Below are 17,995 nucleotides of genomic sequence, written 5' to 3'. Positions count from 1 at the left end.
ATGCGCTGTATTTGAGCAGAATTGAATAGATTCGTTAAAATAATTGATTCCATGAAACACCTATTGTTCTGCACATTGCTTATAAGTACTTCTTTGTTCGCTCAAGAAAAAACCATGAGTTTTGAAGAGTATGACCCCGTTTCTACATTAAAAGTGCCAGAACATCAGATTAAACAAGCGAAATATCCCTTCATTGATATTCATAATCACCAATTTAACATGCCCAATCAGGATTTGGCTTATCTATTGAAACAAATGGATAGTCTGAACATGAGGGTTATGGTGAACCTTAGTGGCAAAGGTTCTCAACGTGGAGCTGATATAGCTGCTGGAACGGCATATTTATCAGAATCTGCTCGCGCCGGGAGAGAAAAAACCAATAACAGGGTCGTTGTTTTTACCAATTTAAGTTTTGCCAATATTGATAGTCCAGATTGGACAGTCAAGACTGTGGCGGCTTTAGAAGCAGAAGTGAAAGCAGGAGCCATGGGCTTAAAAATTTATAAAGATTTAGGTCTAGAAGTTAAAGATTCCAAAGGCAACAGATTATCCACCAATGACCCTAGATTAGATCCAGTTTGGGCTAAATGTGGTGAATTGAATATTCCCGTTTTAATTCATACGGGTGAACCAATTTCATTTTTTGATGTACATGATAAAACCAATGAACGTTGGTTAGAATTAAAACAATTCCCAGGAAGAGCTCGTCCAGCTTCAAAATATCCTTCTTGGCAAGTTGTGATGGATGAACTTACTGATATTATCCGCAAACACCCGAAAACCAAATTCATTGCAGCACACTTAGCATGGCGAGGAAATGATTTAGCGGAATTGGGACGTTTATTAGATACATATCCCAACATGTACACAGAAATTGGGGCGGTAATTCATGAATTAGGTAGACAACCTAAAAATGCCCGTAAATTCATGATTCAATACCAGGATCGCGTGTTATTCGGAAAGGATATTTGGGCTACTTCTGAGTATTACACCTATTTTAGATTATTAGAAACAGATGATGAATACTTTCCATACTACCGTAAAAGACATGCTTTTTGGCGTATTTATGGCTTAGGTTTACCCGATGAAGTATTGAAAAAAGTGTACTATAAAAACGCCTTGAACTTATTACCTAAACTAGATAAAAATCAGTTTCCGAAATAACTAAGGCAGTTTATTGAGCTCTTGGTTGAAGCCATTCAACCAAATTTGTGCACCCCGTAAATTCCAGTGAGAATCTGATGGGTAAAAATTCAAGGAAGCTTGTTGTTTCAATGACCAGCTAGGATCTACTATTTTAACTTTTAATTGGGGGTGCTGAACAATTTTTTGTATGGCTAAATTAGTGGCTTTCGCTTCCGTTTCGAGGACAGCCACTGGATTGGGAATCAAAGAAAAAATCACTTGATCATACCCGTGCGACAAATAATACGATTCAATTTCTTGAAGATGTCCTACCATTAAATCAATTTCTTTCTGCTCAATGGGACGAAAAGATGACCCTCTTTTATTCGGATGGATTGTTTCTGACAAATACAGAAATTTACCATCTTGTGAAACTTGGACATCCGGATTGGTCCTGCCCAAAACCTTCCATGTGAAATCAGCTTTGATTTCTTTGATCCAACCCAAATAACCAACATTAAACAAGACAAAATCCAAATTTGATTCCAAAGTTGGATGATAAATAGCCTTTCTTACACCAGCATCAAATTGGTCTAACTGATCGATGAGTATTTGCTTGTTAGTTTTTGCAATAGGCAATAATTTTTCTTGGTGGACATCAAGTCGCAATCTAGCATCAGCCAAATTCATTCGGTCCCACATATTTCTTTCCACACATTCGATCAATAAGACTTGCTTTTTGTTTGACTTAGCAGGAATTAAATGTTGTTGACTATCTGACCATCGATATAACTGAACAGAATTCACCCGATTGAAATAAGCAGCTTGAACTTGAAAGGAACTATATAAATAACTATCTCCTAAAATGGTCAAGTCATAGTCGCGAAATACCGAATCCTTTAATGCAGGTAAAGCCAATAAATGAGTATCTTTTTCAATGCGAAAATCTGATAAGTATGAAATCCCATACAGATCCCCAAAACGGTATTTATCTGCACCCCAAGCATCACTTCGTGCATATCTACCTTGAGTAATCATGTGCATACCTTTTTCTGAACTGCTGATTATGAGAACAGCGGAACAGAAAATCAAGACGATAAAAGCTATCAGTTTGCGCATGTTAGAATTGGAAGTAGATAAATTGTTTCAAACTAAATACTCCTAAAAAATAAATGGCCAATGCCAATAAACTAAACTGGAATAAAAAGGGCCAGTTCTGAATTCGACCTAAAATTTTTCGTCTATATTCCCACCAACATAAAGAGATAATTAAACCCAAGGACAGCGCAAGTTCAGGTACGTTTAGGTCAAGAGGTAAACTGTCTGATTTACCATGTAAGAGCGTTTGAAAGAATAGCTTTACTTCACTAAAATGGTTTAATCTAAAAAACACCCAGGCGAAAGTCACCAAAATAAAAGTGAATAATCGGTAAGCCCATTGAATCCAAACTTGCTTTTGTGCTTCCGCAGCTAAACTAGGAAATACTCGATTGATACTCAATCCAATGACTTGAAAAATACCATGTAATGCTCCCCAAATCACAAAATTCCAACTGGCTCCATGCCAAATACCAGACAGTACAAATACTACCATGATATTGAAATACCATTTGGGAACAGAAACTCGATTTCCTCCTAAAGAAAAATACACGTAATCTTTGAACCAAGTAGAAAGTGAAATATGCCAGCGGCGCCAAAACTCAGGTAAGGATTTAGCAAAATAAGGGGCATTAAAATTATCCATCAATTTAAAACCCATGACACGGGCAGCACCAATAGCCACATCGGAATAACCAGAAAAGTCACAGTAAATTTGAAAGGAATAAAAAACAGCTGCCAGTACCAAGGCTCCACTAGATTGATCTTGGAGATGCGCGTAGGTGGGATCTACCAATAAAGCCAAGCGGTCGGCAATCACCACTTTCTTGAAAATACCTGCAGCCATCTGCAGCAAACCTGATTTTACTCGGTTCCAATCCCAGCGGTGTACTTCATAAAATTGATGCAATAAATTTTGAGGCCGTTCGATTGGTCCAGCTACCAGCTGAGGGTAGAACATGACATACAAACTGTAAATCCCAAAATTTCTTTCTGCTTTTTGATGTCCACGGTACACCTCAATGGTATAACTCATGGCTTGAAAGGTATGAAAAGACAAACCGATGGGTAATATCATTTCCAACACGGGAAGCTGTACGTGCGTACCCATTTGCTCGGATAGCCAAACTACATTTTGGTCTATGAAATGATAATATTTGAAAATGGCCAAAACACCTATGTTCGCTGCCAAACTCACAGCTAAAAAAAGCTTTTTTTGCAGCCCTTGAAAGCGTTCTAGGTATATTCCTGCAAAATAATCGATGATGATAGTAAAGCCCAATATACCTAGATACATGGGCACAAATGCCATATAAAAATAACAGGAGGCCGCTAAAAGTAGGAACCAACGAAACTTAGGTTGTAATAAAAAATAAGCACTGGTAATAATTCCAAAGAAGACTAAAAACTGCAAGGAATTGAATACCATAGCTTCTTATTTATGAACCGTCACTTTGACTGATAAAGTTGTATCATCCATAGAAATTTCAGAGGCTTGATCCAAAGAATCTTTCCAATTAATGCTCAAAGCCTGAACTTCCTGACAGATATATGAACCAAATTCCTGAATACTTTCTTCCCATGCTACATCACCTTTTAATACGTCAATATTGATTTTATCCACCACATCAAATCCAGACTCCTTTCTGAGATTCTGGATACGATTTACAAATTCGCGGGCCATACCTTCACGTACGAGTGAAGGGCTTAATTGGCTATCTAAAGCAATGGTTAAACCTGATTCACTGGCTGTTAAGTAGCCTGGCATATCCTCCGTTAAAATCTCAACGTCGGCTAATTCAATGGAAAAATTACTCAATAAAATAGAGCCTTGAGCTTCTAACACGTGTAAATTTTCCGCCGTCATGGAGCTAATCGCCTCCGCTACTAACTTCATGTCTTTACCAAATTTAGGACCCAAGGCCTTAAAATTAGGTTTTACTTTTTTACTCAATACCCCAGCGGCATCGTCCAAATAATTAACTTGCTTGACATTCACTTCTGATTTAATCAAATCCTCTACTCGACGAATTTGATCACGAACTTGTTCTTGTAAAACAGGCACTAAAACTTGGGCCAATGGCTGACGAACTTTCAATTTATGCACCTTACGGATGGAGTGAACCAAAGAACAAATGCGTTGAGCCAAGTCCATGGATGCTTCTAATTCCGGATTTACCCAAGCAGGATTTACTGGAACAAAATCCGTTAAGTGTACAGATTCTTTATTACTTAAATTTTTGAATAACCAGTCTCCATAAAATGGTGCAATGGGTGACATCAATTGAGCTACTGTTTCTAAACAGGTGTACAAAGTCTGATATGCAGCTTGCTTGTCTGGGTTTATTCCTTTCTCGGTTGATTCTGGATTCCAGAATCTTCTTCTTGAAAGTCTTACGTACCAGTTGGATAAATGGTCGCAAACAAAATCCTGGATGGCACGTCCAGCCTTGGTAGGCTCATAAGTGGCATAGGCTTCGTCGACTTCCTGAATTAAATGCATTAATTTAGATAATACCCAACGATCTAGTTCTGTTAAATTAGCCTCGTCTAAGGTATTTGTTTCAGGATCAAAACCGTCCAAATTAGCATATAAAGCAAAGAAATTATACGTATTGGTTAAAGTGCCGAAAAACTTGTTTCTTACCTCGGTAATTCCAGCCAAATCGAATTTTAAGTTATCCCAAGGTTGAGCATTGGTAATCATATACCAACGAGTTGGGTCGGCACCATACTTTTTCAAGGTATCAAATGGATCAATGGCATTGCCCAAACGCTTGGACATTTTATTTCCATTTTTATCCAATACCAAACCAGTAGAAACAACATTTTTAAAGGCCACGGAATCTTCTACCATGCTAGAAATAGCATGTAAAGTAAAGAACCAACCACGGGTTTGATCCACCCCTTCCGAAATGAAATCAGCAGGATAAGATTCTTTAAATACTTCTTGATTCTCAAATGGATAATGCCATTGAGCAAAGGGCATAGCACCTGAATCAAACCAGACATCGATCAAATCTAATTCACGAGATAATACCGCACCAGAAGCACTCACTAAATATACTTGATCCACAAAAGGTCGGTGAAGATCTGCTGTGCCGGCTTGAATGGCAGCTAAAAAGTCTTGGTTTCCTTTGACTTGATCAGCATTTAATTTTCCTGAGCTTAAAGCCTTTTCCAATTCAGAAGTCAATTGCTCCAAAGAACCAATACAAATTTCTTCAGAACCATCTTCCGTTCTCCAAATCGGCAATGGTGTACCCCAATAACGCGAACGCGATAAATTCCAATCCACTAAATTTTCTAACCAATTCCCAAAGCGGCCTGTCCCGGTGGATTCAGGTTTCCACTGAATGGTTTGATTTAAAGCAATCAATTTATCTTTTACAGCGGTGGTTTTGATAAACCAAGAATCTAAAGGATAGTATAAAACAGGCTTATCCGTTCTCCAGCAATGTGGATATGGGTGATCAAATTTTTGTACGTTAAATGCTTTGTTTTCCGTTTTTAATTGAATGGCGATACGCTCATCCACGGATAAATACTTATCTCTTCCTTGTTTGATTCTTGCTTGTTCCTTTTCTTCCTCTGTCAGATAGGCTTCTTTAACAGGCTCCAATGCATAATCACTTACTTCTTCTACAAATTGTCCCTGACGATTCACCAAAGGCACTTCTTTGCCATTGGCATCCAAAACCATGATGGCAGGAATACCGTTTTGCTGAGCAACTCGGAAGTCATCTGCACCAAAAGTCGGAGCTGTATGAACCATACCAGTTCCATCTTCAGTGGTCACAAAATCCCCTAAAATAACTCGGAAAGCTGGAGTAGCAGGTTGTACATAAGGCATTAATTGCTCGTATTCTATTCCTTCTAAATCCGCTCCCTTACATTCTCCTATGATTTGATAAGGTATAGCTTGAGGTTTTTTCTCAGCAGCTACATAGGCTTCAAAATCCCCATTTTCAGCTGTTGCATTAAAATAGTTTTTTACCAAATCTTTGGCTAAAACCACATGAACAGGTAAAAAAGTATATGGATTAAAAGTATTAACAAGGACATAAGTTATCCCTTTCCCAGCAGTCAAAGCTGAGTTAGAAGGTAAAGTCCAAGGAGTAGTAGTCCAAGCCAATAAATAGACCGGATTACCTTGACTTAATTCAAACAAAAATTGTGATTTTTGATTCTGAATGGCCTTAAACTGAGCTGTCAAAGAGGTGTCTTTCACATCACGGTAGCAACCAGGTTGATTCAATTCGTGAGAGGACAAGCCTGTTCCTGCTGCAGGTGAATATGGCTGGATGGTGTAGCCTTTATAAAGCAAGCCTTTGTCGTACAGGCGCTTTAACAAATTCCAAACACTCTCTATATAAGGCGTCTGATAGGTTACATAAGGATTTTCAAGGTCCACCCAATAGCCCATCTTTTCAGTCAAATCATTCCATTGTCCCGTAAATTTCATGACTGTTTCACGGCACTTTTGGTTGTATTCTTCGACGCTGATTTTCTTACCTATATCTTCTTTGGTTATACCTAATTCCTTCTCTACTTGCAATTCCACAGGCAAACCATGGGTATCCCAACCGCCTTTGCGTTTTACTTGTTTACCCTTCAGTGTTTGGTATCGACAAAAAATATCTTTGATAGCGCGCGCCATGACATGGTGAATCCCAGGAGTACCATTAGCAGAAGGAGGACCTTCATAAAAAGTAAAGCTTGGATGACCAGCACGTGTGGAAATCGACTTCTCAAAAATCTGTTCTTGATTCCAGAAATTTAAAATCTCATCGGCAACTTGCGCGTAATCTAAATTTTTGTATTCCTTGAATTTCACGTATAAAGGGGATTTAATAGTATATGCTAGGCAAAATTGAGGCAAAAATAGTAAAATTTGGGCTGAAATCGTAATGTCATCACCTTCCCGATCCAATTAATCTGATTTATTTAGCTGGCGCTTTTCTTTTGATTTTAAGCCATTATTCTCCTAATTTGTTTCTTGTCGATATATGAAAAAACTTGAAATAAGAAATAATCACCTTGCCCTTCGAAAATCCTTGACTCAGGAAGAATGGAAAACGCGTAATGAACAATTGCATGAACGTGTACTTAACTACCTTTCATCCATTGCTAAGGGGACTTTAGTTCTTAGTTTTCAATCCATTAAAGGAAAGCGTGAGGTGGATACACAAGTAATTCATGAAACGATTATCCAAGCTCCATATGAATTTCAATTGGCCTTCCCTAGAGTGGAAGGAGATGGAAAAATGAGCGCTTATTTAGTGAATGATTCGACCTCTTGGATTTCATCTGCTTGGGGAATCAAGGAACCCGATCCTAAATCTGCTGAAAAAGTCAAACCTTCAGCGATTGAAGTCATACTAGTACCGCTTTTGGGCTTTGATTTGCAAGGACATCGTGTCGGATTTGGAAAAGGTTTTTATGATCGATTTTTAGCACAATGTTCACCTGATTGTTTGAAAATTGGACTAAGCTTGGAAGGACCTGTTGAGCAAATCGATGACCTACATGCTTTTGATATTCCTTTGGATGTGGTCATTAGCTCTGATAGAGTTTATACCATTCATTGAATTAGTCCAAAAAATCCTTTCTTGTTCGAGATATAAGCCCTAATTTTGCGTTCCTTTAAACTTTTTTCTGTGAAAATCAGGCTTTTACTGTCGTTTTCCTTTTGTTTATTGACCCTGACATTATTTGGGCAAGAAGAAGTAAAACCTCATTTATATCCTATAGAACAGACAGAAGGAGGATGGAATAAAAAATTTACCTATAAAAGGCAAATCATTGAAAGTCCACTGGCCTTGCAAATTCCCTTATTGGAAGCAAGAGACCCAGAAGTGAGTTATGAATTTTTGACTTATAAACGTCAAAAAAGAAGTGTAGAAATTATTTCTGCTTTTACCACAGGATTTTCTGTGTACACTTTTTTGAGTAAAGGACAGGTATCTGATGGCTTTTATTGGTCAGTAGTTGGAAGTGCAGCTGTCCTTAACTTATACTTGGGTACAGTGAGCATTAAGCATTTCAAGAAAGCTTTGAAACGCTACAATGAATTAGCGCAAGCAGATAGTAAAATCAGTTTGCAAATCAATTCTCATGGAAGCTCAGGGGCTTCAATGGGATTAGCATGGAATTATCAATTTTAACGATTATACAATGAAAGTTGCAGTAGTGGGCGCCACAGGCTTAGTTGGCGGCGAAATCTTGAAAGTATTGGCGGAAAGAAATTTCCCGGTTAGCGAATTAATTCCGGTAGCTTCGGAGCGCTCAATCGGCAAAAAAGTAAGTTTCAAAGGTAAAGAGTATGAGGTTGTTGGTTATGACACAGCTATTGCCATGAAACCCAACGTAGCAATTTTCTCAGCTGGCGGAGGTACATCACTAGCTATTGCACCGAAATTCGCTGAAGCCGGAATTACTGTTGTAGATAATTCTTCGGCATGGAGAATGGACCCAAGCAAGAAATTGGTGGTTCCTGAAATTAATGCATCGACATTAACACCAGAGGATAAAATCATTGCAAACCCAAATTGCTCGACCATTCAAATGGTAGTGGTGATGAATCCTTTGCACAAGAAATATAAAATCAAGCGTGTAGTCGTTTCTACTTACCAATCCGTGACTGGTACAGGTAAAGCTGCCGTGGATCAATTATTCAATGAGCGTGCTGGTAAAACAGAATATGACAAGGTTTATCCACACAAAATAGACTTAAACGTATTACCGCATATCGACGTGTTTTTGGATAATGGTTATACCAAAGAAGAAATGAAAATGGTCAATGAGACCAAAAAAATTATGATGGATGACTCCATTCAGGTAACGGCTACTACTGTTCGTATTCCTACCATTGGTGGTCACTCAGAATCTGTCAATATTGAATTCGAAAACGATTTTGATTTAGATGAAGTGAGAAGTTTATTGGCACAAGAAGAAGGAGTGATTGTACAAGATGATCCTAAAAACTTCTTATATCCTATGCCAATCACGGCTCATGGAAAGGATGAAGTTTTCGTTGGACGAATTCGACGTGATGAGACCCAGCCTAATACTTTAAATCTTTGGATTGTGGCTGATAATTTAAGAAAAGGAGCAGCGACCAATGCCGTGCAGATTGCAGAATATTTGGCCAAGCATCAATTAATTTAATAAAATGGCCGGTTTATCCGGCCTTTTTTATGTCATGACTAGACTAAGCGTAAATATTAATAAAATCGCTACTCTCCGAAATTCTCGGGGAGGTAACAATCCGGATTTAATTCAGGTGGCTTTAGATTGTGAGCGATTCGGAGCTGAGGGAATTACGGTACATCCAAGACCTGATGAAAGACACATTCGATATGCCGATGTTTATGCCTTAAAAAAAGTCATTCAAACGGAATTCAATATTGAGGGCAATCCTTTGGAAGCAAAGTTCGTTGAATTAGTGCTTGCTGTTAAACCTGAGCAAGTCACCTTAGTTCCCGATGCCCTGGGTCAGATTACTTCCAATCATGGCTGGGACACGGTCAAACATCAAGATTTATTGATTCAATTAATTGCTCCATTTAAGGCAGCAGGCATTCGCACTTCGATTTTTGTTGATCCAATTATAGAAATGGTAGAGGCGGCAAAAACCACGGGGGCTGATCGAATAGAGTTATATACGGAACCTTTTGCAGAAGAATTCCCTAATAACCCTACTCAATCTGTTGCATCCTATCGAAAAGCTGCTTTTCGAGCCCATCAAGTAGGCTTGGGAGTTAATGCAGGTCATGATTTAAGCTTGGAAAATTTAGCATTTTTTAAAGCCAATGTTCAACCCTTGGATGAAGTGTCCATTGGGCATGCTTTAATTAGTGATGCCTTGTATTATGGATTAGAAAACACGATTCAACTATATAAAAGACAATTGATTCAGGATATTTCTGTTATTTAAAGCGTCCCTTAAACAACAAAAACATCCTTTTAAAATGATTGAACCCAAAAAATTCATCATTCTCGATTAAAAGCGGTTAGGCATTCGTAAGAACACCTAGCTAATCATCAGCTAATCAGCCTTTGCTGATTTCCTGTTCCTTGTGATACAAAATTGAGGATATTTAAGGGAAATCATCTTGCGTTACATCAAGAAATAAAATTGAGATATATCAATTTTCTAAGATAGAATCGAATTAATTTATTGGCTATCAAGGTATTAATCGAAAACGCTACAAGATATAGCTGCCAGGCTGACAATAAAAAAAGGGCAATCGATGGATTGCCCTTTTTGATGAGAAATAAATCTCAATTAGTCTCTTTGTCCAGTCAATACAACTGCACCACCTCCAACAGATAATTTGATGGCAGCTACTTTTCCATCGGTTCTAGAGAAGATAATATCTGCATCATAACCTTGGATGGTTGCTGTATATACATCAGCATCTTTAGATGGCTTTAATTCGGCTGGTTCAGCACCACCTGAATCAGAAGATAAAAATAATTTTCCTTCCTTAGCTGCGATCAAAATTTTCTTTACATACTCATTTTCTGCCATTTTAAAAGAACCAGCATATTCATCTCCTGCTGATTTTGCCGCTTCTTTTTGACCAGCTAAAACCTGTCCTTGTGCGTCAATTTTAATTACACTCACTTGACCATTCACACGTTCAAATGTGATGGTTGCACCCATGCTTTCTAAAATAAATTCGTCAGCTTTTTTACCTGCTGCTAATTCAGTATCTGGAAAACCTTCTGCAGACATGACTAATTTTCCGTCTTTAGATGTCAATTTCACTGACTTCACATATGGATTATCTTGTAATTTATAATTACCAGCATAATCGGTAACAGCAGTCTGCGCATTAGCTGTAAAAGCAAAAAATGCCAACGATAGTCCTATGGCAATATTTTTTAATTTTTTCATTGGGTTTACATTTTGGTTTGTTTGACAAATCTACTAAAAAAATGATGCTTGCATAACTCTTTTAACCTTGAAATGAGAAAAATTAATATTAAAAATTTTATATCAATTTGCTTGAAGGATTTTGAATTATAAAACTTTTATTTACTTTTGAAGCGAAATCAATTCGCCAACCAAACAATAGGAGACCCTGCATGAGATAAAACTCTACGTTAACAATTTTGAATTTTTATGATCAAAAATCAAGTTAACGATGCAGCGTTGGTATCAGCGTACATCCAAGGCGACGACCAAGCGTTTGAAACGTTGGTTAAAAGAAGCAAATCAAAAGTTTACACGACCCTCTATTTAATTGTTAAAGATCGCTACATCGCAGAAGATCTTATGCAAGAAACGTATATTAAAGCAATCGACGTGTTGAAGTCGGGCCGCTACAATGAAGAGGGTAAATTTCTGCCCTGGGTAGTAAGAATAGCCCATAACTTGGCCATCGACTATTTCAGAAGAGATAAGAGGTATCCGACAATTGTCTTAGAAGATGGATCAAAAGTATTCAATAGTTTTGAGTTTGCAGAAGATTCTGCAGAGGAGATACAATTAAAAGAGGATCAAATCGTTAATATCAGAGAATTAATTAAAAAACTGCCTGATGAACAACGAGAGGTCCTTGTGATGCGTCATTACGAAGAATTAAGTTTCCAAGAAATAGCGGCACAAACTCAAGTTAGCATCAATACGGCCTTAGGTAGAATGCGATATGCATTAATCAACCTAAGAAAAATGCTAGAAAAACAAGAGAATGCCTATGACGCAAAACTTTACCCCAAATGACCTAGTCAAAACCCTTTACGAACCCCAGCCAGGGTTTTCAACCGTTTTAAGCTTGGAAGACCAATCGGAATTGGCTTCCCTCCAAAAGGTCAAATTGTCACTAGACAATGCATTACTAGAACCCCCTAGTAGAACCATCGAAGCTATTTTAGCTTACTCAAAGCATCAGATGCCCATTCAATCCTAATGGATGGGCATCCTGCCTTAAAATTTTTCTTACCTTTGTAGAAAGCCATTTTCATGCAAAGAAAAGAACGATTTCAAGCATTTGTAGATCATTTTTCGAGCTCTTTTCCAGAAGCAGAAACAGAATTACATTACAGTAATCCCTACGAATTATTAGTAGCGGTAGTATTGTCTGCACAATGTACTGACAAACGCATCAATCAAGTCACGCCAGCTTTATTTAATCGATTTCCAAGTCCTAAAGAATTGGCAGAGTCTAGTGTAGATGAAATATTCAACTACATCAGATCAGTATCATATCCCAATAATAAGGCCAAACATTTATTGGGTTTGGGACAAAAATTAATGGATTCTTTCCAAGGAGAGGTCCCTGAATCTTTAGAAGATCTACAGACCCTACCAGGAGTAGGACGAAAAACAGCCAATGTCATCGCTTCAGTGATATACAACCAACCCGCAATGGCCGTAGATACGCATGTTTATCGAGTATCCAGAAGATTAGGTTTGGTACCACAAACTGCGACCACCCCACTAAAAGTGGAACAAATCTTAGTTAAAAACTTACCCGATGAAGTCATTGCACGCGCTCACCATTGGTTAATCTTACATGGTCGATACATTTGTTTGGCAAGAAAACCTATGTGCCCTACTTGCCAGATCAGCCATTTTTGTGCCTACTTTGAAAAAAATAAGCCTAAAATATGATCATTCAATGGATTCAAGACAATATCTGGGAATTTAGCGGAATTTTTTGCTCGATATTAGGAGTCTATTTTTCCATTCAACAGCATTTATCAGCTTGGATTTGGAACATTTTAGGATCTCTGCTTTTTGGTATACTATTTTACCAAAATGGCTTGTATTCCGATATGGAATTACAAGGCTTTTTTATAGTTATGGGAATTTATGGCTTTTTTCAATGGAGAAAAGAAGAGCAAAATTGGAAAGCTGAAAAAAGCAGTAATCGCCTAATTTTTGGCGGAGTCCTATTTGCCTTAACCTATGGCTTGGTGGTTGGCTTTCTACATTCTCGTCTAAGCAATTTAGTTTCTTTTGCTTATTTAGATGCCACACTAACAGGCCTAAGTATTTTTGGAACTTGGTTAGCTATAAATAAAAAAATAGAAAATTGGATTCTTTGGATCATCATTGACATCATCTATGTTTTGATGTATTTTCAGAAAGCATTATGGGGAACCGGCGTGCTATATATCTTGTTTATCTTCCTGGCTATCAGAGGACTAAACCAATGGAAAAAGAATCTACTATCTTAAAAATTTAATTCAATTTTATATAATAATTATCTATTTCAATTAGATAAATTTATATTTGTGCTACCATTAAAAGAAACGAAACTAAATCACTGATTAACAAATACTTGCAACAGCAAAATATTTATTCAACATTCAGATTAAGCATTATTTAGAACATGGGAAACGAAGAAAAGCAACGGTATTCAGCAGAAGAATTAAAGGAGTTTGAAGATATTATCCTTAAAAAACTAGAAGAAACAAAAGCCGAGTTGACGTATCTGAGAGAAACGTTAAGTAAAAAAAATGATCCTGGCACAGATGATACAGCAGGCAATTCTAAAGTAATGGAAGATGGCGCCGATACTGCTGAAAAAGAGAATATGAACCAATTGGCTGTTCGTCAGCAAAAGTTTGCAGGTAACCTAGAAAAGGCACTTATGCGAATTAAAAATGGTACTTATGGCATTTGTGTGGAAAGTGGAAAATTAATTTCCAAAGAAAGATTGCGTTTAGTACCTCATACGCAACATTCGATTGAGGCTAAACTAAAACAAAAGTAAATGGGATTTTTCGATAACAATAGGTTAATCGACCTCTTGAGTAATTACCTCAAGACACAATTCGAATTGGTGAAATTAGACATCCAAGAACGAATCGAAGAACTATTGACTCGAATATTCACTTTTTTCTTGACCGCATTTGCGGTGTTAATTACCTTGTTTTTTGCCTTAATGGGCTTGGCAAACTTTTTAAACGATTGGTTAAAAAGTGCATATATAGGTTATCTGATAGTGGCTGGCTTCAGTACGATTGTCAGTTTAATTTTATTGAGCAATCTCAAAAAACAGAAAAAGAAAGAAGTTGAAGAAGATGACACCCAAGCAACCGAAGAAGAGATCGAATCATGAGCCGAGCAAAAAGTAAAAAAGAAGATTTAATCGCCCAAGCAGAGATCTATGAAAAAGAACTTTCAGTAGAGGTGGGTGAAATTAAACAACAAATCAAAGAAAAAGGCAGTCAAGCCTTAATCATAGGTGGAGTTTTACTAGGTTCCTACTTATTGTATTCACTATTATCTGGCTCAGAGAAAAAAACTAAATCAGAAGCTAAAGAAGGTGGTTCATTCATTGGCGGGGCTATTAAATCTTATGCGATAGCATTAGCTCTTTCTTTAGCAAAAGATAAGTTAGTTGAATTTCTTCAGCAACTTGAAGAAAATAACCAAGAAGTTAGATCTGAAAAATAAGGCCAATTGGTAATTTTAATTGACAATTGGATTTGGCTAAAAGATTTGGCTGTAAGGTTTAATCATAAGATTCATAAGATTTGACAACTTTTTAAAAGTTGTCAAATCTAAATGTCAAATCTATATGCCAAATCAAAATATCAAATCAATAAGTCGAATTTCTCAAAAACTCCTCTAGTTAATTCCCCATCAAGAAAGATTTAATAAACTCATTAATCTCGCCGTCTAGAACAGCATCCGTATTGGAAGTTTGGTAATTGGTCCTGTGGTCCTTCACCCGTCGATCATCCAACACATAACTTCGAATTTGAGAACCCCATTCAATTTTTTTCTTGCCTGCCTCTACTTCTGCCCTAGCCGCATTTCGCTTATCAATCTCAATCTGATATAATTTCGATTTCAACAAACGTAAAGCCACTTCTTTATTTTGCAGTTGTGACCTTTCTTGCTGACAAGCAATAATAATTCCAGAAGGGCGGTGAGTTAAACGAACAGCCGTTTCTACTTTATTGACATTCTGACCTCCGGCACCTCCTGACCGAAATGTATCCCAATCGATATCTGCTGGATTCACATCAATCTCAATAGAATCGTCAGCCAATGGGTAAACATACACGGAAGCAAAGGATGTATGTCGGCGAGCATTGGAATCAAATGGGGAAATACGAACCAAACGATGAACTCCATTTTCAGACCTTAAATTTCCATAGGCAAACTCGCCTTCAATTTCAATAGTTACAGATTTTAAACCTGCTACATCTCCATCATTGGAATCCACCAAGCGAACTTTGAATCCGTTCTTTTCTGCCCACATGGTATACATACGCAAGAGCATGCTGGCCCAATCCTGTGATTCAGTTCCTCCAGCTCCAGCATTGATTTCTAAGACGGCGCTCATTTGATCACCTTCTTCCGACATCATTTTACGAAACTCTAAAGCTTCTAGTTTTTCTTCTAATTTGGCCCCTTCATGATCAACCTCAACCTCTGTTGCATCGCCAGATTCATAAAACTCCCAAATGGTTTCTAAATCTTCCATAGAAGTATTGAGCTTATCGAAACCTTCCGTCCAAAATTTCAAGCCCCGCATTTCTCGCATGGTACTTTCTGCTTTCTCTGGATTATTCCAAAACTCGGGATCCATGGTCACTGTTTCCAGTTCCGAAATCAAATATTTTTTGTGATCGTAGTCAAAGATACCTCCTTAAAGCCTCTATTCTGGCTTTCAGGTCATTGAACCTGTCTTTTGTCATACCTAAATGTGTAATTAAGCTACAAATATACCCGCTTTTGTGCTAAATTGCGGACAAATTCATTTAATTCAAGCAATACAATGGCGCAACAATACGATTTAATCGTGGTAGGATCAGGCCCGGGAGGGTATGTAGCCGCGATACGAGCTTCTCAATTAGGCTTAAAATGTGCAGTCGTGGAAAAAGAATCTCTAGGCGGAATCTGTCTAAACTGGGGTTGCATACCTACGAAAGCTCTTTTAAAATCTGCTCAAGTTTTTGAATACATCAAACATGCTGCTGATTATGGTATCACCGTAAAAGGTGCTGAAGCTGATTTTACGGCAGTTATTCAACGCTCACGCGGAGTTGCCGATAGCATGAGTAAAGGCGTTCAGTTTTTGATGAAGAAAAACAAAATCGATGTAATCATGGGTTTTGGAAAAATCAAGCCTGGAAAGAAAGTAGAAGTAACAGATGCGGATGGTAAGTCCACTATTTACGAAGCTAAAAACGTGATGATTGCTACCGGTGCACGAGCTAGAGCTTTACCTAACATCCCCATTGACGGAGAAAAAGTAATTGAATACCGCAAAGCAATGAGCCTTAGCAAAAGACCTGATTCTATGGTAATCATTGGTTCTGGAGCTATTGGAGTTGAATTTGCTTATGTATATGCAGCCATGGGGACTAAAGTAACCATCGTGGAATTCCTTCCTAATGTAGTTCCAGTAGAAGATGAGGATGTTTCCAAAGAATTGGCTAAACAATACAAAAAAATGGGTATCGACATCTTGACTAATTCAAGTGTAGAGAAAGTAGATACCAAAGGAAAGGGTTGCAAAGTTTCCATTAAAACCCCAACCGGAAATCAAGAAATCGAATGTGATATCGTGTTATCTGCAGCTGGTGTAATTTCGAACTTAGAAAACATTGGTTTAGAAGAAGTTGGTATCATCGTTGACAAAGGCAAAATCCCTGTAAATGCATGGTATGAAACCAACATGCCAGGTTATTTTGCTATTGGTGATGTTACTCCTGGTCCTGCTTTAGCTCACGTAGCTTCTGCCGAAGGTATCATCTGTGTAGAAAAAATTGCAGGTCACAAAACAGAAGCATTAGATTATACCAATATCCCTGGATGTACCTATTGTACTCCAGAAATTGCTTCAGTAGGTATGACAGAAAAGAAAGCAAAGGAAGCTGGATACGATATCAAAGTAGGAAAATTCCCATTTGTAGCTTCAGGAAAAGCCACCGCAGCTGGTGCTCGCGATGGCTTTGTGAAAGTGATCTATGATGCTAAATACGGTGAATTGCTTGGTGCGCACATGATTGGTTACAACGTAACCGAAATGATAGCTGAAGCGGTTGTCGTTCGTAAATTAGAAAGTACTGCTTATGAAATCATGAAGTCAGTACACCCTCACCCGACCATTTCTGAAGCATTTAAAGGTGCAACAGAAGCGGCCTATGGTGAAGCAGTAGATTTATAGTAGTCGAACTTTAATCGACTTATACATTACTTTAGATTTGGGATCATGTGCTTGTATAGCGATGGTCCCATTTTTTATTAGTCTCAATTCCTGACCTTTATTTCTTAAAGGAACAGCTGGCTGAGTATAATCCACCACAGTGATTCCGTTGAGTTTAGTTACAATTCTATTTCCCTTAACAGTAACTACCATATCATACCACTCATTATCTTTCACATACACTTCGGCGCAATCAACTACATTATACAAACTAGCTGATCTTCTCCAATCAGTATGGGAATTATTTACTTGAATTTCATAACCTTGTTTTGGCCAATCTCCGGGTAAAAAATCGGTATGAACATACAATCCAGAATTAGCTCCCGGGAAGGTCATAATGCGAGCTTGAACCTCAAAATCTTTAAAATCGTGATTATTAAAAGCCCCATCATAATACAAATGGGCACGCTGCCCTTCCACCACCAAATTTCCATCCTCTACTCGGAAGGACTCCGGTCTTTCGCTGGCCTTCCATCCATCCAAGGTTTTGCCATCAAATAATTCAACCCATTTCCCTTTTTGAGAAAATCCTACCTGACAAGCCAATAGGCCTAACAATACGGTCAATACAATCTTTTTCATTTTCA

Annotated in this window: 18 protein-coding genes; 12 read left to right on the top strand and 6 right to left on the bottom strand. The window is 37.9% G+C overall.

All coding sequences use genetic code 11. The annotated features are described in order from the left end of the window. The first annotated feature begins 51 nt into the window (after positions 1-51). Positions 52-1,164: an amidohydrolase family protein gene (locus G9H60_RS05775; protein ID WP_223143137.1), complete on the top strand. Its 1,113-nt coding sequence runs from the start codon at positions 52-54 to the stop codon at positions 1,162-1,164. On the opposite strand, the gene G9H60_RS05770 is transcribed toward G9H60_RS05775, so the two are convergent. Genes G9H60_RS05770 through ileS form a run of 3 tightly spaced genes read right to left on the bottom strand, consistent with a single transcriptional unit; the run spans position 1,165 to position 7,060 of the window. Then, a complete protein-coding gene (locus G9H60_RS05770) occupies positions 1,165-2,244 on the bottom strand; it encodes a hypothetical protein (RefSeq protein ID WP_223143136.1) in 1,080 nt (359 codons plus the stop codon). 1 nt (position 2,245) lies between these two features. Continuing rightward, positions 2,246-3,652: an MBOAT family O-acyltransferase gene (locus G9H60_RS05765; protein ID WP_223143135.1), complete on the bottom strand. Its 1,407-nt coding sequence runs from the start codon at positions 3,650-3,652 to the stop codon at positions 2,246-2,248. Between the two features lie 6 nt (positions 3,653-3,658). Then, positions 3,659-7,060 (bottom strand): isoleucine--tRNA ligase, encoded by a 3,402-nt coding sequence (gene ileS, locus G9H60_RS05760; protein WP_223143134.1) that lies wholly within the window; start codon positions 7,058-7,060, stop codon positions 3,659-3,661. Positions 7,061-7,232: 172 nt separating this feature from the next. Here ileS and G9H60_RS05755 point away from each other — a divergent pair, with 172 nt between their 5' ends. From G9H60_RS05755 to G9H60_RS05740, 4 genes are all read left to right on the top strand, one after another. Beyond that, a complete protein-coding gene (locus G9H60_RS05755; RefSeq protein WP_223143133.1) occupies positions 7,233-7,814 on the top strand; it encodes a 5-formyltetrahydrofolate cyclo-ligase in 582 nt (193 codons plus the stop codon). A 69-nt stretch (positions 7,815-7,883) separates the two neighbouring features. Beyond that, positions 7,884-8,390 (top strand): hypothetical protein, encoded by a 507-nt coding sequence (locus G9H60_RS05750; protein ID WP_223143132.1) that lies wholly within the window; start codon positions 7,884-7,886, stop codon positions 8,388-8,390. Positions 8,391-8,400: 10 nt separating this feature from the next. Beyond that, positions 8,401-9,393, top strand: coding sequence for an aspartate-semialdehyde dehydrogenase (locus tag G9H60_RS05745; RefSeq protein WP_223143131.1), 993 nt, complete (start codon positions 8,401-8,403; stop codon positions 9,391-9,393). Between the two features lie 34 nt (positions 9,394-9,427). After that, a complete protein-coding gene (locus G9H60_RS05740) occupies positions 9,428-10,162 on the top strand; it encodes a pyridoxine 5'-phosphate synthase (RefSeq protein WP_223143304.1) in 735 nt (244 codons plus the stop codon). A gap of 351 nt (positions 10,163-10,513) precedes the next feature. On the opposite strand, the gene G9H60_RS05735 is transcribed toward G9H60_RS05740, so the two are convergent. After that, positions 10,514-11,128 carry a hypothetical protein gene (locus tag G9H60_RS05735; RefSeq protein ID WP_223143130.1) on the bottom strand — a complete coding sequence of 205 codons (615 nt, stop codon included), beginning with the start codon at positions 11,126-11,128 and terminating at the stop codon, positions 10,514-10,516. 228 nt (positions 11,129-11,356) lie between these two features. On the opposite strand from G9H60_RS05735, the gene G9H60_RS05730 reads away from it, so the two are divergent. The 6 genes from G9H60_RS05730 (at position 11,357) to G9H60_RS05705 (ending at position 14,641) form a co-directional block, all read left to right on the top strand. After that, a complete protein-coding gene (locus G9H60_RS05730; protein ID WP_223143129.1) occupies positions 11,357-11,956 on the top strand; it encodes an RNA polymerase sigma factor in 600 nt (199 codons plus the stop codon). A 240-nt stretch (positions 11,957-12,196) separates the two neighbouring features. Continuing rightward, a complete protein-coding gene (gene nth, locus G9H60_RS05725) occupies positions 12,197-12,847 on the top strand; it encodes an endonuclease III (RefSeq protein ID WP_223143128.1) in 651 nt (216 codons plus the stop codon). Continuing rightward, positions 12,844-13,416 carry a nicotinamide riboside transporter PnuC gene (pnuC, locus tag G9H60_RS05720; protein ID WP_223143127.1) on the top strand — a complete coding sequence of 191 codons (573 nt, stop codon included), beginning with the start codon at positions 12,844-12,846 and terminating at the stop codon, positions 13,414-13,416. The genes nth and pnuC overlap by 4 nt, the downstream gene beginning before the upstream one ends. 155 nt (positions 13,417-13,571) lie before the next feature. Continuing rightward, positions 13,572-13,955 (top strand): TraR/DksA family transcriptional regulator, encoded by a 384-nt coding sequence (locus G9H60_RS05715; RefSeq protein ID WP_166374506.1) that lies wholly within the window; start codon positions 13,572-13,574, stop codon positions 13,953-13,955. Continuing rightward, a complete protein-coding gene (locus tag G9H60_RS05710) occupies positions 13,956-14,303 on the top strand; it encodes a phage holin family protein (protein WP_223143126.1) in 348 nt (115 codons plus the stop codon). Then, positions 14,300-14,641 carry a hypothetical protein gene (locus G9H60_RS05705; RefSeq protein WP_223143125.1) on the top strand — a complete coding sequence of 114 codons (342 nt, stop codon included), beginning with the start codon at positions 14,300-14,302 and terminating at the stop codon, positions 14,639-14,641. Before G9H60_RS05710 ends, G9H60_RS05705 begins: the two co-directional genes overlap by 4 nt. A gap of 178 nt (positions 14,642-14,819) precedes the next feature. On the opposite strand, the gene prfB is transcribed toward G9H60_RS05705, so the two are convergent. Then, a protein-coding gene (gene prfB / locus G9H60_RS05700) for a peptide chain release factor 2 (RefSeq protein ID WP_223143124.1) occupies positions 14,820-15,894 on the bottom strand; the annotation gives its coding sequence in 2 pieces (ribosomal slippage) (positions 14,820-15,833 and positions 15,835-15,894; 1,074 coding nt in all). Positions 15,895-15,974: 80 nt separating this feature from the next. On the opposite strand from prfB, the gene lpdA reads away from it, so the two are divergent. Further along, entirely contained in the window at positions 15,975-17,369 is a 1,395-nt protein-coding gene (gene lpdA, locus G9H60_RS05695) for a dihydrolipoyl dehydrogenase (protein ID WP_223143123.1), read from the top strand. Here the strand turns inward: lpdA and G9H60_RS05690 are convergent. Next, the gene (locus G9H60_RS05690) at positions 17,364-17,990 is read right to left on the bottom strand and encodes a 3-keto-disaccharide hydrolase (RefSeq protein ID WP_223143122.1); all 627 of its coding nucleotides are present in this window, start codon (positions 17,988-17,990) and stop codon (positions 17,364-17,366) included. The two genes, lpdA and G9H60_RS05690, sit on opposite strands and share 6 nt — an antisense overlap. Positions 17,991-17,995 lie beyond the last annotated feature (5 nt).

The organism is Aquirufa aurantiipilula, assembly GCF_019923745.1.
Lineage (GTDB): Bacteria > Bacteroidota > Bacteroidia > Cytophagales > Spirosomataceae > Aquirufa > Aquirufa aurantiipilula.
The sequence above is the reverse complement of the archived record's forward strand: the minus strand, read 5'-3'. Positions and strand labels throughout refer to the sequence as shown.

What these genes read in the sequence shown, in the direction of transcription:
- G9H60_RS05775 (WP_223143137.1), top strand. Translation starts at nt 52, where the DNA reads ATGAAACACCTATTGTTCTGCACATTGCTTATAAGTACTTCTTTGTTC.
- G9H60_RS05770 (WP_223143136.1), bottom strand. Translation starts at nt 2,244, where the DNA reads ATGCGCAAACTGATAGCTTTTATCGTCTTGATTTTCTGTTCCGCTGTT.
- G9H60_RS05765 (WP_223143135.1), bottom strand. Translation starts at nt 3,652, where the DNA reads ATGGTATTCAATTCCTTGCAGTTTTTAGTCTTCTTTGGAATTATTACC.
- G9H60_RS05755 (WP_223143133.1), top strand. Translation starts at nt 7,233, where the DNA reads ATGAAAAAACTTGAAATAAGAAATAATCACCTTGCCCTTCGAAAATCC.
- G9H60_RS05745 (WP_223143131.1), top strand. Translation starts at nt 8,401, where the DNA reads ATGAAAGTTGCAGTAGTGGGCGCCACAGGCTTAGTTGGCGGCGAAATC.
- G9H60_RS05740 (WP_223143304.1), top strand. Translation starts at nt 9,428, where the DNA reads ATGACTAGACTAAGCGTAAATATTAATAAAATCGCTACTCTCCGAAAT.
- G9H60_RS05735 (WP_223143130.1), bottom strand. Translation starts at nt 11,128, where the DNA reads ATGAAAAAATTAAAAAATATTGCCATAGGACTATCGTTGGCATTTTTT.
- G9H60_RS05730 (WP_223143129.1), top strand. Translation starts at nt 11,357, where the DNA reads ATGATCAAAAATCAAGTTAACGATGCAGCGTTGGTATCAGCGTACATC.
- nth (WP_223143128.1), top strand. Translation starts at nt 12,197, where the DNA reads ATGCAAAGAAAAGAACGATTTCAAGCATTTGTAGATCATTTTTCGAGC.
- pnuC (WP_223143127.1), top strand. Translation starts at nt 12,844, where the DNA reads ATGATCATTCAATGGATTCAAGACAATATCTGGGAATTTAGCGGAATT.
- G9H60_RS05715 (WP_166374506.1), top strand. Translation starts at nt 13,572, where the DNA reads ATGGGAAACGAAGAAAAGCAACGGTATTCAGCAGAAGAATTAAAGGAG.
- G9H60_RS05710 (WP_223143126.1), top strand. Translation starts at nt 13,956, where the DNA reads ATGGGATTTTTCGATAACAATAGGTTAATCGACCTCTTGAGTAATTAC.
- G9H60_RS05705 (WP_223143125.1), top strand. Translation starts at nt 14,300, where the DNA reads ATGAGCCGAGCAAAAAGTAAAAAAGAAGATTTAATCGCCCAAGCAGAG.
- lpdA (WP_223143123.1), top strand. Translation starts at nt 15,975, where the DNA reads ATGGCGCAACAATACGATTTAATCGTGGTAGGATCAGGCCCGGGAGGG.
- G9H60_RS05690 (WP_223143122.1), bottom strand. Translation starts at nt 17,990, where the DNA reads ATGAAAAAGATTGTATTGACCGTATTGTTAGGCCTATTGGCTTGTCAG.